We start from the raw sequence: 12,786 nt of genomic DNA, 5'->3' as shown, positions 1-12,786 counted from the left end.
CACGGCCGGCCCGATCGGAGGACACTGGCAACCATGACCACCGATACACACAGCGATAGCCAGCCCGACCCCCAGCCCCAGGTCCCCGGATGGATCCGGCGCCACCTCGAGGAGTACGCCAGGGATCCCGAGAACGCGCGCCTGTTCGACGCCACCCAGGTCGGCGGCCCCAAGGACACCCCCACACTGCTGTTGACCACCCGCGGTCGCCGCACCGGCCGGATTCTCACCATGCCGCTCATCTACGGCGAAGCAGGCGGCGCGTACGTGGTGATCGCTTCCAAGGGCGGCGCGCCCGCGCACCCGGGCTGGTTCCACAACCTCAGCGCCGAGCCGAACGTCGACATCCAGGTCGGCGCCGAGAAGCTCGCCGTGATCGCGCGCGTGGCCGAGGGCGAGGAGCGTGCGCGGTTGTGGGGGCAGATGGCCGAGATCTACCCGCCGTACCTCGAGTACCAGGAGAAGACCGACCGAGTGATTCCGGTGGTCGTGCTCGAGCCGCGGTAGCGTGCCCCCGCTGTGAGCACCCACGCAGAGATGACGAACGCCCCCACCGTTGACCGGCGGGGGCGTTCCGTTTGTGCGCCCGAAGGGATTCGAACCCCTAACCTCTTGATCCGTAGTCAAGTGCTCTATCCGTTGAGCTACGGGCGCATATTCATCTGTCGTGCCAGATCCCCGGTCACCCGGTTCCCCGACATGGCGGAGGCGAGAGGATTTGAACCTCCGGTCCCCTTTTAGGAGGACAACTCATTAGCAGTGAGTCCCATTCGGCCGCTCTGGCACGCCTCCTGGAGGCTCTGCTGAGCCAACGAGGAATAACAGTACACACAGCCCGCGTGGGTTCGCAAAACGGCCGGTCACCTGCTGGTCACCCATTGGTTCTACGCTGTACTCATGTCTCCCGACGTGCGCACCGACCTCGACGCCATCCCCGCCTACGTTCCCGGCGCCACCGTGCCGGGTGCGGTGAAGCTCGCCTCGAATGAGACGACGGCGGGGCCGCTACCGAGCGTGGCGGCCGCGATCGCGGACGCGGCGGCCGGCGCCAACCGCTACCCCGACATCACCTCCCGCGCGCTCGTGAAGCGTCTCGCCGACTTCCTCGGGGTGGAGCCGGAGAACGTGACAGCCGGGTGCGGTTCGGTGGCCCTGTGCCAGCAGTTGGTCCAGGCGGTGTGCGCGCCCGGCGACGAGGTGATCTACGGCTGGCGCTCGTTCGAGGCGTACCCGATCATCTCCCGGATCGCGCACGCCGTACCGGTCCAGGTCCCCAACCGTGCCGACGGGTCGCTGGACCTGGACGCGATCGCCGACGCGGTCACCGACCGGACCCGGCTGATCTTCCTCTGCACGCCCAACAACCCGACCGGCCCGGCTGTGAGCCGTACCGACCTGGCGGCGTTCCTCGACCGCGTCCCCGCGCGCGTCACCGTGGCACTGGACGAGGCGTACTACGAGTACGTCCGCTCGTCCGACCCGGTGGACGGGGTAGCGGAGGCGATGACACGCCCCAACGTGGTCTCGCTGCGGACCTTCTCCAAGGCGTACGGACTCGCCGGCCTACGCGTGGGCTACATGGTGGGCCCCGCCGAGCTCGTCACCTCCGTGTCCAAGATGGTGGTCCCGTTCTCGGTGAGTTCGTTGGCGCAGGCCGCGGGCATCGCCTGCCTCGAGGCCGGCGACGAACTGCGGGCACGGACCGACGCCGTGGTTGCCGAGCGCACCCGGGTACGTGACGCCCTGCTCGGGATGGGATACGAGGTGCCCGAGAGCCAGGCGAACTTCGTCTGGCTTCCGCTCGGCGAGCGTGCCGCCGGCTTCAACGAGCACTGCCGCGAGCGGCTGGTCATCACCCGCTGTTTCGCCGGTGACGGTGTGCGGATCTCGGTCGGAGACCCGGAGGAGAACGATCGACTCCTCGCCGCCGCTCAGGAATTCGTGACCGTAATGTGACAGTTCTGGCGGGGTCCCGTGATCTAGCGAAGGCACCATGGGCGAAGTTCGGAAAGCAGATCCTTAGTCTGCTTTCGCATCTGCCGCGTCCAGTCGCGACCGGCAATTGAGGAGTCAATGTGCAGCAGCAGAGATCACGGCCAGAGCCGTCCTCCGCAGCTGCCCATACGTCCGTATTGGGATCCCTTCCCAGGACTCACCCCGCCGCACTCGCGCTGATGGTCCTCGTCGTCGTCGCACTATCTTCGCTGATCATAGGCCTGATCCAGGCCCCAGTCGCCGCGGCCCAGGGCGACGGTTCAGACACCTCGGGCGCGACGAACGAGACCAGCAAACCGTGGACCCCTTCCGCCGAAACCCAGACGGTGCGCATCCTCGGCATCGGCGAGTTCTCCGGGGCTCTGGCGCGGCCGGTCGGTTTCCAGGGCGAGTTGCGCGACGCCTCTGGGAACGTCCGGCCCGCCGGCGGGGGTCCCCACCTCGCGACCACTGTCGCCAAGCTGCGTGCCCAGGCCGGGGACGCACTCCTGCTCGCCACCGGCGACTCGATCGGCGGCACCGCCCCCGAAACCGCACTACTGGACGATCGTCCGACGATCGAGTTCTTCAACCACATCGGCGTCGACGGGGCGGGAATCGGCCGCCGCGAGCTACACAAGGGCGCCGAGCACGTCACCTCGCTGGTCAAGCCCAGCTGCCAGACCGAACAGGAATGCCGGGTCGATCCGCCGCTGCCGCCTTTCCGTGGGGCGGCGTTCCCGTTCGTGGCGTCCAACGTCATCCCCTCGTATGACTCGGCGCCGACGTTCCCCTTCGCCATCCACCGCGTCGGCGACGTACAGGTGGGGGTCGTGGCGGTGACCATGCCGTCGGACACGGTCCCGGAGACCACGACCAGGCTGGCCGACCCGATGCGCGCGCTCGACGACACGGTCGAGACGCTGCAGTTCCTGGGAGTCGAGGCGATCGTCGGCCTGGTCCAGTCCACTGCGGTGCACGACAACCTGGACCCCGGCGCCTGCCCCGAGCAGCTCACCGAGATGGACCTGGTCAAGAACCTCAACTCGTCGGTCGACGCCCTGATCGTCGGCGCCTCCGGCGGCCCCGCGACCTGCCGAGTTTTTGACACCGAGAACGACGAGAGGGTCGTCGTCGCCCCCGCCTCCCACGGACGCTCCGTGACCGTCGTGGACCTGGCCATCGACCCGGAAACCGGGCACGTCATCCGCCCTCAGACCTCGGTGTTCAACCAGACCGTCAACCTCAACACCGAGCCGGACGTCGCCACCGAGGAGCTCCTACGCCAGGCACGGGCCGCAGCGGCCCCGGCCGCACGGGAGCAGATCGGCGAGGCTTCCGAACCGGTCCCGCACGCGATGGACGCCAACGGCGAGTCGCCTCTCGCCAACGTCATCGCCGACGCACAGCTCCACGCGGCCCGCGGCCGGGGCGCGCAACTCGCCCTGTCCAACCCGGACTCACTACGCGCCGACATGCCATCCGGCCCCCTGAGCTACGCCGACCTGCACACGGTCCAGCCCTATGGAGACCGCCTCTACACGGTCACCGTCACCGGCGAGGTCCTGCAGAAGGCCTTTGACCTGTTCGCCGACGACATCGGCAAGCACGGCCCCGCCGTCTCGAACAATGTGCGTTTCACCGTGGACATGAATCAGCCCGAGTGGTCGCGCGTCACGGAACTGACGATCGATGGCGAGCAGGTCGACCCGAATGCCGAGTACACGGTCGTGGTCAACGAGTTCCTCTCCTCCCCGGAATGGAACGGCTCGCCGTTCGCCGAACACGGCACCCGCCACGAGACCGGCCTCACCGACATCTCGGCCCTGAGCCGGTACGTCTCGGACGAGGGCCCACTAAGCGCACCGAAGCCGGGTCGGGTCACCGTTCTACGCTGATCCACAGGCACTTTTTCACCCCACCCCGCGCCGCTTTCACCCCAATTCACCCACTCGCTTCGACCTCGTCGGACCATTAGGTAAACTCACGTTCATTCTCACTGTGGTGCGTCGCGGCGAAGCAAGCCCCGCTCACGCACACGCCGTGCGAATCACCGACTTTCTCCGATGACTCTCTGAACGAGGTTGTGCCCGTGCCCGTGAAACGTGTTGTCGGCCGCCGGTCAAGTACGCAGGTGCTCGCACTGTCGTTGGCCTCGGCGCTCACCGCGCTGTCAGCGTGCTCGATCAGCGACCCCGCACCGTCCGCCGAGTCCTACTTCAACGGCCCCGCCCAACTGGACGAGGTGACGGTCCAGCGTTTCGAGTACCCGACCCGCGAGGGCGAGCCCGATCCGGAGCAGAACTGGGCCGATCTCTACCTGCCGGCCGGCGAGGAGGAGGTCGACTCCCTCCCGCTGGCCGTGCTCATCCACGGCGGCGCCTGGAAGAGCGAGATCGGTGCCGACACATTCGATCCGCTCGCCCGCGAACTCGCCAGCCGCGGCATGGCGGTCTACAACATCGAGTACCGGCGGGTCGGGTCGGGCGGCGGGTGGCCCACCACGTTCCGGGACGTCGCCGACGCCCTGGACCACGTGGTGGAGATCGACGCCATGTATCCGCAGATCACCGTCGATGACGAGGTGGTGGTGGGGCACAGCGCCGGCGCCCAACTCGCCGTGTGGGGCGGGACAAGGCACCTGTTGGACGACGACGAGGTCGGCTCCCGCCCCAAATTCCGTCCCACCCGGGTCGTCTCGATCGCCGGCCCTCTGGACGCGGTCTACGCGGCACACAACGGCGACGACAGGATCGTCACAGCGATCGGCGGCACCCCGTCAGAAGTCCCGGAACGCTACAAAATGGTGGATCCGGTGCAGAACATCGCCGCCGACACCCCGGTGGTGGCCCTGCACGGCAGCAAGGACACGGTCGTCTCGCCGGAGAACTCGCGCCGCTACGTCAACGCGGCCCGGCTGGCCGGCGGCGACGCCAAGTTGGTACTCGTCGACGGTGAAGACCACGTGTCGATCGTCTCGGGCGACTCCCCCAACTATTCCAAGGTGATCGACACCATCACGTCCGTCGCCGACGCGGAACTCGACAAGGTCGTCAGCCCCTGACCCAGGCTTTTCGGACTGCCGGACTGCCGGACTGCCGGACTGCCCCGGTCATGCGCGAGCCGGGCCCCGCGGCCGCGCAGCCCCGCCGCTCTGCTACGAGTCGGGGGGCAAATGGTGGTTTAACATCATCTAGAATCACGGCCGCAAGCTGCAGGGAGGTGCGACATGGCCCAACTCGGCCCACTTCGCACCTCCCTGCAGCATCTCTCTCGTGAGCTGTTTCTCTTCATCCTCTCCGGGTGCATCGCAGCCGCAGTCGATTACGGCACTTACCGGCTCCTCCTGACATTTGAGCTTTCCCCCTCTTTAGCTAGAGCCGGGAGCTACATAGCTGGCAGCACCACTGCGTTCCTAATAAATCGAAAGTGGGCCTTCAAGGGGAACGGAAGCTCTTCCGAGGCGCTACGAGGAGCTGTCACCTACCTGGCAATTTTCTTCGTGATAGTTGGCTCAAACTGGCTACTCTTGGAAACTTTCCATGGGTGGGCCAACGCCTTGTTCTGGGCCTGGTTTTTATCCCAAGGGATAGGAACGACACTGAACTTCCTTCTGCAGAAACTGTTTGTTTTCCGAGCAGGAACGGGCTTCCGGCCAGCTCCGGCGACTGCTACCGGGGGTTAGAGGACGGGAAGCGTGCCGACCTAGAAGTCGGATCTCCATCAAAAACTGGCCGTCTTCTCCCCGTCGGCGACCATGCCGACTGATACAGAAAACCCATCCAAGGGGATCCAATCCGATTCAGGCACACCGATGATCGATAAACACCGTCTATAGTGCGCTCTCGTCCTCGATACCGCTCCCCAAGGGAGCACGGTCAGAACCCCAAGCTCGCCGGGAGGCCTAGTTTCCGACGGGCGTCCCGGGCGCTTGGCTAACGAGCCTTAAAGACAGCGCGGTCGGCGGCACGGCGCTGCTGCCGGGATAGTCCCGCCGTTGGCACTGCGGCGCCAATGGTCGTCCCCTGGGCTCGGTTGATCGCCTCGTAGCGCTCGTCTCGACGGCCCCGCTCGTAACCGCGCCGGTCGGCCTCCGCCAGCTCCTGACGCCACTTCTCGAGGCGCTGCTCGGCATCCGGCAGGGGGAAGCCGCCCCGAAGCGCGCGACCCGACCCATCGGGCAGATCGAACATCCGCTCCATCACAGCATCGGCCTCGGCCGGCACCACCACTTGACCATTCCACCGCTGCACGACCGCGACTAGGACGCGCAGCAACAGCTGCCGATGCTTCATCGAGCTCCACGCAGCCGCGCCGCTCAGGTGCAGCCGCTCGCGATATATCCCCCGCGGCTGCATCTGAGCGGCGCGGCTGTGATAGATCTCGGCAGATTCGGCCTTGGCTGTGTCGGATTCGGCGGAATCGGATGCGCTGCTAGATCAGGTGGTCGGCCAGGTTCGCGTAGCCGTCGGTGTCGGGCCGCATCCCGGCGGCGATCAGCTCCCAGAGCACCTCGTCGGAGCCGCCGCCGACCCGGCCGAGCTTGATGTCCTTCCACCAGCGGCCCAATGGGGTCTCATCCAGCAGGTAGCCCGATCCGCCGAAGATGTGCAGGCACTCGCTCGCGACCTCCTCGGCCAGCCGCACAGCGGTGACCTTGGCGGCGGCGGCCGTGCGCAGGTTCATCGGCCCGGCGGCGGCGATCCCGTCCAGCGAATAGCGCAGCATGTCGACGCGGGACTGCAGATCGGCGACCCGAAGCCGCAGCGCCTGGTGGTCGAACAGTCGCTTGCCGAACTGGTGCCGGTCCATCATCCGGGCCAGCGTGATGCCGAGGATGAAGTCGCAGGCCGACGCGACCTGCGCGGCCACCGACAGTCGCTCGTGCGCGAGCCCCCAGCTGATGACCGCCAGCCCGGTGCCGGGGCGCGCGATGAGGGCCTCTTCGGGAACCCACGTGTCGATGTCGACGGGGGCGGTGTCGAGCGGGCCGGCGGAGAGCTTGCGGTACCGCTCGCCCACCACCACGCCGGGGCCGTCCATCGGAACGGCCACCACCACGTTGTTGCCCTGCGTACTGCCGTCCTCGGCGCTGCGGCCGACCGCGATCATGTGACCGGCGATCGGCGAGAGCGAGCAGAACTTCTTGCGGCCGCGCACCCGGTATCCGGCGGCGCCGCCCGAGGCCTCCGGCGTCACGAGGGTCTGGCTGATCTGGAGGTCACTGCCCCCGGACTCCTCGGACGCGCCGATGCACAGCACCTCGGTGGCATCGATCGCCCGCTCGGCGAGCGCGGTGAGGTAATCGGTCTTGCCGAAGCGGCGCAGGGTGGCGATGCCCGAGTCGTGCAGACTCACGCCGACGCCGATGCCGGTGGAGGCGGTGCGGCCGAGTCGGTAGCCCAACTCGAAAAGCTTCGCCACGTCCGGCCGGGTGGCGCCGGCCCACTTGGCCCGGAACACCCCTGCGGCTCCGAGTTTGTCCAGCAGTGCGCGCGGGAAGATCTCGGTCCGCTCGGCCTCGTTCACCATGGCGGTGACCCGGTCGTCGAAGACCTCGTCGAGCAACTGGCGGTACTCCGGCAGCGGCAGTGGCTCGGTGAACGTGCGGGCCTCGACACCGACGGTCATGAGCGGGCCGCCTGGAACTCGGCGGCCCCTGCGCCCGCCGTGGACCCCGCGGACGAGTCGGACTTGGCGCGCGCGGCGGCCGCCGTGGCCTCGGCCACGAGGTACGGGGCCACGCTGCCGAGCTTCTCGCAGGTCTCGGTGAACTCGCGCTCCGGGCTGCTCTGGCGCACGATGCCGGCGCCGGCGCGCAACCAACTGCGGTCGCCGTCGCGGTACACCGACCGCAGCACGAGGGTGGCCTCGAGCTCGCCGGCAGAGGAGGCCGTGACCACCGCGCCGGAGTACACGCCGCGACGGGAAGCCTCGAGCCGGTAGATCGCATCGACCGCCGGGGCCTTGGGAATGCCCGAGGCCGTCACCGACGGGAACAGCTCCTGGAGCGCATCCCACGCCGACCGGGGCTGCGCCAGCTGTCCGACCACGGTCGAGGCCAGATGCTGCACACTGCCGCGGGGACGGACGGTCATGAACTCGGCGACCGCGGTGGTGCCGGGCACCGCCACGGCGGCGACCTCCGCGCAGGAGGTGCGCACGGAGATGGCGTGCTCGACGATCTCCTTGTCGTCGTTCTCCAACTCCGCGCGGGCGGCGGCGTCCGCCTCCGGGGAGACACCGTGCGCGCGGGTGCCGGCCACCGGCTCGGTGGTGATGAGTCCGGACTCGTCGACCGAGCCCACGATCTCCGGGGAGAACCCGGCCGCCTCGAGACCGCCGAGCCGAAACGTGAACGAACGCGCCGGGGTGTTGGCCAGACGCCCGGTCAGATAGGTGGCGGGGATGTCCACGTCGAACGGCACCGTCACCTCACGGGAGATGATCACCTTCTCGTACCGGCCCGCGTGGATCTCGTCGATCGCCGTCGCGACCCGCTCGCGGTAGTTGGTGGCGTCCTCGGTCACCGGCAGCGGCCGGCGGGCATCGTCGTCCACCCGGATCGGGTTCGCCGCCAGAGACCGCATGCGCGTCTCGAGCTCAGAGTCAACGCCGACGAACCGAAGATCGCCAGAGCGGTCCACAAACGCCTCGAACTCGGGGACGAAGAGGTGCGCCAGCTCGTCGTCGTCGTCCAGATGCCCGGTTGCGCCGTGGAACGGCGCGCAGAAATCGAAGCCGATCCACCCATAGGCGCGCCAGGTCTCCAGGTCGAGTCCCGCGAGCGCCTCCTCCAGCGCCTGGGCCGGGCGGACGGTATACGGGCTGACCCGAACCGAGGTCCCGCCCTTCCCGTCGTGGCTGGTCACCCGCACCTGGCTGGCGGTGAGCACGATCTCGCAGCGGGCACCACCGGCGTACACCCAGCCGTCGGTGCCCTCGTAGACGAGATGGTCCTCGGCCAGGCCGGCGCGCGCCCACGTGGCGCAGATCTCCGGGGCACTCACACGAGTCACAATCGCGGTCATAGTTGCTGTAGTCCTTCCGATTCCGGGGAAAAGTTCAGTGCTCGGTGGGCCGCGCAGCGGTTGCGGGGGCGGGGTTTGTGGCGGTGGCGTTTCCGGACCCGGCGCTGAGCGCGGAGTCGGCGTTGGCCGCGTCGTCATCCCCGTCCGGCCCGAAGCTGATGAACGCGGTGCTGCGCTGCAGTCGGTACGCCTCGCGGCCCAGCACCGAGTTGAGGATTTTGGCGTTGCGTACCGCGCCGATGTCGAGGTTCGGCGCCGACACCCCGAACGCGTGATGCTCGGCGTTGGCGACGAACAGACGGTCGGCGAGCGCGGGGCCGGCCGCCGCCGGAGCGACCGAATGATTGGCCTCGATCACCAAGCGCCCCTGAGTGTCTCGCGCGAGGAGCCCATCGAGGGGCCGGAGGAAGGCCGGCCGCCGCTCGGTATAGCCGGTGGAGGCCACTACCCATTCGGCCTCGTGCGCCACGGCCCGGCCGGTGTCGGCGTGCAGGCCGGTCACCCGTAGCCGGGGATCGCCGGGGTTGCCGGGTGTGCCGGGAGCGCCACTCCCAACCGGCTCGACGGACGCAATCTCTACACCTGTACGGAGCTGCACCGGCGCAGCGTCGTCGACCAACTCACGCCGGTAAAGCAGGTCGTGGATGCGGGCCAGCGTGTCGGCGGAGACACCCTTGTGGAACTGCCAGTGACCTCGCCGGACCTCGTCGCGGGTGCTCTCGGGCAGCGTGTGGAAGTACTCCATGTACGCGGGCGTGGTCATCTCCAGCGAGAGCTTGGTGAAGTCCAGCGGCGCGAACCACGGGGTGCGGGTCCACCAGCGCACGGCCGGCCCGCCAGCGAGGTTCGCCTCGAGCAAGTCGGCGAAGATCTCCGCGCCGGACTGGCCGGAGCCGACCACCGTGACCGACTCCGAGTCGAGCATGGTCTCGCGGTGGAACAGGTAGTCCGAGCTGTGGACCAGCGCCGGCGAGTCGGCGTGGACCGACTCCGGGATCACCGGCTCGGTCCCGATCCCCACTACCACGTGCTCGGCGAGCAGGGTCACCGGACCATCCGGGCCGACCAGGTCCACCTCGAACAGCGCGGCGTCTGAGTCCCAGCGCACCTCGGTGACGGTGGTGCCCCAGCGCAGGCCGGCGAGCTTCCGGATCGCCCACAGCAGGTAGTCCTCGTACTCGCGGCGGGTGGGGAAGAAGTCCTCCCGAACCAGGAAGCGGTACAGGCGGTCGACGTCGGCGAGGTAGGCCAGGAAGGATAGTGGGTGGCTCGGGTCGACCAGCGAGACCAGGTCGGAAAGGAAGCTGACCTGGAGCTTCGCGTCCTCGAACATGAGACCCGGGTGCCAGGCAAAGTTCTCGGAGGAATCGACGACGACGACGTCAACGTCGTCGACAGTCGACGCAAGTGCGGCCAGACTCAGGTTGAACGGTCCGCACCCGATCGCCAGGACGGAGACACGCTCCAGCTCGGTGATGCCACCTGTGGACGCATTCGTGCGGGTGGATTCGATGCTCACGGCAGTACTCCCGCCTTCAGGCTGGCCCGGCGGTGGGAGTCCGGCGCGTGGCGGGACAGCCCCTCGGACTCCACCTCCAGGGCGATTCGCAGGATCTCGTCGAAGAGCCGGTCGATGCCGGCGGTGTCGGTCTCGGGGTTGAGCAGGGTCAGCTTGAGGCAAGTCCGGGGCTCGCAAACCGCTGGGACGCGGACCCGGGTCCGGCCGATGAGTCCGGTGCCGGAGGTGATCAGCCGGCGGCGGACTTCGGCGTTGACGGTGTCGCTGTCCAGTTCGTTGCAGCGGTACCGGAAGACGACGGTCGTCAGGGTGGTGCCGGTGACCAGCTCGAGCTGTGGCTCGGACTCGATCCTGCGTTGCGCGTGCTGTGCCAGGTCGTGGCATGCCTCGAGCATCTCGCCGAGGCCGGTGCGGCCGTAGGCGAGCAGGGTCGTAGCGACCTTGAGGACATCCGGCCTGCGGGTCGTCTGGAGCGTCAGCCCCAGCTGCCCACCGAGGCCGGCCTCCATGTCGTCCTCCGGGTTGAGGTAGGCCACCGACCTGTCGAGCGAGGCGAACGAGTCGGTGTCGGCGAGCAGCAGCAGGCTGGCGGCTGCGGGCTGCCAGCCCACCTTGTGCAGGTCCAGCGTGATCGAGTCAGCCTGCGAAATCCCGTCGAGGAGCCCGGCGAAGCGGTCGGAGAACAGTGCGCCGAACCCGTACGCGGCGTCGACGTGCATCCACAGCCCGTGCCGGCGGGTGACCTCCGCGATCTCCGGCAGCGGATCGACCGTCCCGAAATCGGTGGTCCCGGCCGTAGCGATCACGGCGAACGGAGTCCGGGCGGCGCCGGTGACCGGGTCATGACCGGGATCGGCGAGGATGGCCTCCAGTGACGACGGCAGCATCCGGTGCTGGTCATCGCAGTCGACCGTGATCACCGCCGCCTCTCCCAGCCCGAGGGCGGCGCAGGCGCGCTGAACCGAGAAGTGGGCGACCCGGCTGCAGAGTACGACGGGCGAGCCGAGGGCCGCTACCCCGTCTTTACGGATGTCGAGGCCACGGGCGGCGCCGGCCTGGTCGCGGGCGATGAGCAGCGCCAGCAGGTTGGAGTAGGAGCCGCCCGGGCCGAATACCCCGCCGGCGGTGTCGGGAAGCCCGGCCAGCTTGGCTAGTACGTCCACGGCCCAGGTCTCGATCGCCAGGGTCGCCGGGCCAGAGTCGTAGGTGTCGAGCGAGGCGTTGGTGGCGCTGGCCAGCGCATCGGCGGCAACAGCGACGGCCAGCGGCGCCGGCTGCAGGTGCGCGGCACACGACTCGTGAGTCAGGTTCAGCCCGAAGTCATGCACGATCCGGGCCATCGAGGCCAGTGCGGCCGACTCGCCGACACCGTCCGACGACAGTTCGCGGGGGCCGAGTTCGGCGGCCACCTTGGCCAGCACCTCACCGGGCGCTCCGGCGGGCAGGGCCGGGGGCTGGTCCCGCCCGGGCAGTGAGTCGGCCGCGCAGATCAGCTGGCGGCCGATCGCTCCCCAGCCCGCGCCGGGGCTAGCGAATCGCGTCGACCGGGGATCAGTTCTCTTGCTCACGTGATGCCTCACTATCGATAGTGGGATGGGAAAGGGCATCGATCAGCGACGACAGCGGCTCGTCCGCGTCGGTCGGGATGCGATGCAGGAGGTCGGCGACGATGCCGGCGGCGCGCTCGGCGACCAGGTCGCCGGTGCCGTGCTGATAGTCGACTTCCAGGTGGGCCCGGACTGGTCCGGCGAGTTCGATCGCCAGGGTCAGCGGGTAGGGCGCGATGCCGGTCGAGATCGACCGGTAGTCCACGTCCACTCCGGGCGGTGGTGTGATGTGGCGCATCGGCGCAGGACGCACCGATGCCATGATCTCGACGACCGGGAACCGTCCGCCGCTATTGCGCAGTGCGGTGAGGATCGGGCCAAAGTCGACGTCGGTGAACTCCATCGCGGCATAGATCGCCGAGACCGCGTCACGCATGGCCTGACGAGTGGTGCTCGCCGGGTCGAAGGTGAATCGGATCGGGACGATGTTTCCGCAGTACCCGACCTTCTCCGGCGACTGTCCCGGGCGACGATTGTCTGCGGGTACCAGGATCACCAGGTCGCTCGCGCCGGTGAGCGTCGCGGCCGAGACCGCGCACAGGGCCACCAGCGCGGCGTTCGCGGTCCCGCCGACGGTCGACGCGAAGGCGGCAAACGCCTCGAGGTCGGCCGGGTCGAGGTCGCGGCGCAACTGCGCGCCGGGGGCCTCGTCGAT

The 12,786-nt window shown here is 68.5% G+C and carries 10 protein-coding genes, 2 tRNA genes and 1 pseudogene; 5 read left to right on the top strand and 8 right to left on the bottom strand.

All coding sequences use genetic code 11. From position 1 onward, the window contains the following. The first annotated feature begins 33 nt into the window (after positions 1 to 33). Positions 34 to 507 (top strand): nitroreductase family deazaflavin-dependent oxidoreductase, encoded by a 474-nt coding sequence (locus G6016_RS04440; protein WP_182631490.1) that lies wholly within the window; start codon positions 34 to 36, stop codon positions 505 to 507. 74 nt (positions 508 to 581) lie between these two features. Here G6016_RS04440 and G6016_RS04435 read toward each other — a convergent pair. Beyond that, positions 582 to 654 (bottom strand) — tRNA-Arg (locus G6016_RS04435). Positions 655 to 700: 46 nt separating this feature from the next. Then, a tRNA-Ser gene (locus G6016_RS04430) sits at positions 701 to 792 on the bottom strand. 105 nt (positions 793 to 897) lie between these two features. Here G6016_RS04430 and hisC point away from each other — a divergent pair. The 4 genes from hisC (at position 898) to G6016_RS17800 (ending at position 5,659) form a co-directional block, all read left to right on the top strand. Next, positions 898 to 1,956: a histidinol-phosphate transaminase gene (hisC, locus tag G6016_RS04425; RefSeq protein ID WP_182631489.1), complete on the top strand. Its 1,059-nt coding sequence runs from the start codon at positions 898 to 900 to the stop codon at positions 1,954 to 1,956. Positions 1,957 to 2,075: 119 nt separating this feature from the next. Beyond that, complete coding sequence (locus tag G6016_RS04420; RefSeq protein WP_338403513.1) at positions 2,076 to 3,872, top strand: bifunctional metallophosphatase/5'-nucleotidase; 1,797 nt, start codon at positions 2,076 to 2,078, stop codon at positions 3,870 to 3,872. Between the two features lie 194 nt (positions 3,873 to 4,066). Then, positions 4,067 to 5,038: an alpha/beta hydrolase family protein gene (locus G6016_RS04415; RefSeq protein ID WP_380024329.1), complete on the top strand. Its 972-nt coding sequence runs from the start codon at positions 4,067 to 4,069 to the stop codon at positions 5,036 to 5,038. 165 nt (positions 5,039 to 5,203) lie between these two features. Next, positions 5,204 to 5,659, top strand: a complete 456-nt coding sequence (locus G6016_RS17800; RefSeq protein WP_182631488.1) for a GtrA family protein — start codon at positions 5,204 to 5,206, stop codon at positions 5,657 to 5,659. 250 nt (positions 5,660 to 5,909) lie between these two features. On the opposite strand, the gene G6016_RS04405 is transcribed toward G6016_RS17800, so the two are convergent. From G6016_RS04405 to G6016_RS04380, 6 genes and pseudogenes are all read right to left on the bottom strand, one after another. Next, a complete protein-coding gene (locus tag G6016_RS04405) occupies positions 5,910 to 6,269 on the bottom strand; it encodes a hypothetical protein (RefSeq protein WP_182631487.1) in 360 nt (119 codons plus the stop codon). A 139-nt stretch (positions 6,270 to 6,408) separates the two neighbouring features. Then, positions 6,409 to 7,605, bottom strand: coding sequence for an acyl-CoA dehydrogenase family protein (locus tag G6016_RS04400; RefSeq protein ID WP_182631486.1), 1,197 nt, complete (start codon positions 7,603 to 7,605; stop codon positions 6,409 to 6,411). Then, positions 7,602 to 9,005 carry a salicylate synthase gene (locus G6016_RS04395; RefSeq protein WP_182631485.1) on the bottom strand — a complete coding sequence of 468 codons (1,404 nt, stop codon included), beginning with the start codon at positions 9,003 to 9,005 and terminating at the stop codon, positions 7,602 to 7,604. The genes G6016_RS04400 and G6016_RS04395 overlap by 4 nt, the downstream gene beginning before the upstream one ends. Positions 9,006 to 9,039: 34 nt before the next feature. After that, positions 9,040 to 10,482 carry a SidA/IucD/PvdA family monooxygenase gene (locus G6016_RS04390; RefSeq protein ID WP_182631491.1) on the bottom strand — a complete coding sequence of 481 codons (1,443 nt, stop codon included), beginning with the start codon at positions 10,480 to 10,482 and terminating at the stop codon, positions 9,040 to 9,042. A gap of 38 nt (positions 10,483 to 10,520) precedes the next feature. Then, a complete protein-coding gene (locus G6016_RS04385) occupies positions 10,521 to 12,092 on the bottom strand; it encodes a pyridoxal phosphate-dependent decarboxylase family protein (RefSeq protein ID WP_338403512.1) in 1,572 nt (523 codons plus the stop codon). Next, positions 12,076 to 12,786, bottom strand: a pseudogene (locus G6016_RS04380) (peptide synthetase); the annotation flags it as partial. The gene G6016_RS04385 and the pseudogene G6016_RS04380, both read right to left, overlap by 17 nt.

This window comes from Dietzia aerolata (genome assembly GCF_014144865.1).
Lineage (GTDB): Bacteria > Actinomycetota > Actinomycetes > Mycobacteriales > Mycobacteriaceae > Dietzia > Dietzia aerolata.
The sequence above is the reverse complement of the archived record's forward strand: the minus strand, read 5'-3'. Positions and strand labels throughout refer to the sequence as shown.

Bases quoted from the DNA above. Each gene is read 5' to 3' on its own strand.
- G6016_RS04440 (WP_182631490.1), top strand. From the start codon at position 34: ATGACCACCGATACACACAGCGATAGCCAGCCCGACCCCCAGCCCCAG.
- hisC (WP_182631489.1), top strand. From the start codon at position 898: ATGTCTCCCGACGTGCGCACCGACCTCGACGCCATCCCCGCCTACGTT.
- G6016_RS17800 (WP_182631488.1), top strand. From the start codon at position 5,204: ATGGCCCAACTCGGCCCACTTCGCACCTCCCTGCAGCATCTCTCTCGT.
- G6016_RS04405 (WP_182631487.1), bottom strand. From the start codon at position 6,269: ATGAAGCATCGGCAGCTGTTGCTGCGCGTCCTAGTCGCGGTCGTGCAG.
- G6016_RS04400 (WP_182631486.1), bottom strand. From the start codon at position 7,605: ATGACCGTCGGTGTCGAGGCCCGCACGTTCACCGAGCCACTGCCGCTG.
- G6016_RS04395 (WP_182631485.1), bottom strand. From the start codon at position 9,005: ATGACCGCGATTGTGACTCGTGTGAGTGCCCCGGAGATCTGCGCCACG.